Source organism: Vibrio sp. Vb0667 (assembly GCF_033391095.1).
Genome location: NZ_JAWPOL010000412.1, coordinates 1 through 1,031 on the forward strand (window position 1 = coordinate 1; position 1,031 = coordinate 1,031).

1 protein-coding gene is annotated in these 1,031 nt (G+C 48.8%); it reads left to right on the plus strand.

The features are described from left to right. A partial coding sequence (locus tag R8269_RS26290) for an FIST N-terminal domain-containing protein (RefSeq protein WP_318223048.1) occupies positions 1-1,031 on the plus strand: 1,031 nt, incomplete at both ends.

Sequence of the window (1,031 nt, forward strand, 5' to 3'; positions counted from 1 at the left end):
TAATGACTTTTTAGTCACTTCTCAGTTGCACCCAGATAAACAGTATTTGGTGCAAATTTTGTCTACGCAATCGCGAGAATGTGCGGCTGCACTCGCCAAAGCGGTTTTGTCGATGTTGCCCAATGCTCATGTCATCGGTCACAGTACTCGCAATGTAATTTTGGATGGCGACATTTTTACCTCTGGCTGCCTCATCAACCTGATTGAGTTTGACCAAACCACGCTAACGTCTGCCGTCCAAGCGTATTCTTTCTCTCCCGATATAGACGGTGGCGAGCTCAAACGTTCGCTGCAGTTACAAAGCAACTCTCAAGTCATCATCAGTTTTGCCGTGCAAATCGAACGTCGTGATTATCCTTTGTATCAAACTTTTGCGACCGAAAACGTGCGAGTGTCTGGTGGATTAGCGCAGACCATAGAAGACGGCTGTTGGGTGCTCTATCAAAACCAGACATACGACAACGCCGTAGTGGCAGTGGCTTTGCACAGTGATACTTTGAAAACTTGGACAGACGCGTATTCCGAGTGGAACCCAATCGGCATGCCGCACAAAGTGACGCATGCGAAAGGCACGCGCTTGTATTGCTTAGGAGAGCGTAAAGCCCTCGATGTTTATAAGCATTATCTTGCCGACGGGCACGACGTGACGATTAACCAATTACTCAGTTTCCCGTTGTATCGAGAAACGTTGGGGCGCAAGGAAGTTTGTACCGTCACAGAACTTCACGCCGATGGAAGCATGAGTTTCGATAGGCCGTGGTGCCTCGGTGATGAGGTTCAGTTTTGCTATAACCATCCTTCTCTGACGTTAGAACAAGTGCGTCATGGGGTGGTGGAACTTGCCATGCATCAGCCGGAAGTAGTGATGATTTACAACTGCGCCTCGCGGCTGGATTTTATTGATAGCAGCGACGAAGTGCAGGCGTTTATGGATATTGCCGCGACCTTTGGCAGCTACTGCATGGGTGAAATACATGGTGACATTGGCCAGCCAGAAATTCTTCACCACAGTTTGACGTACCTTGCGATGC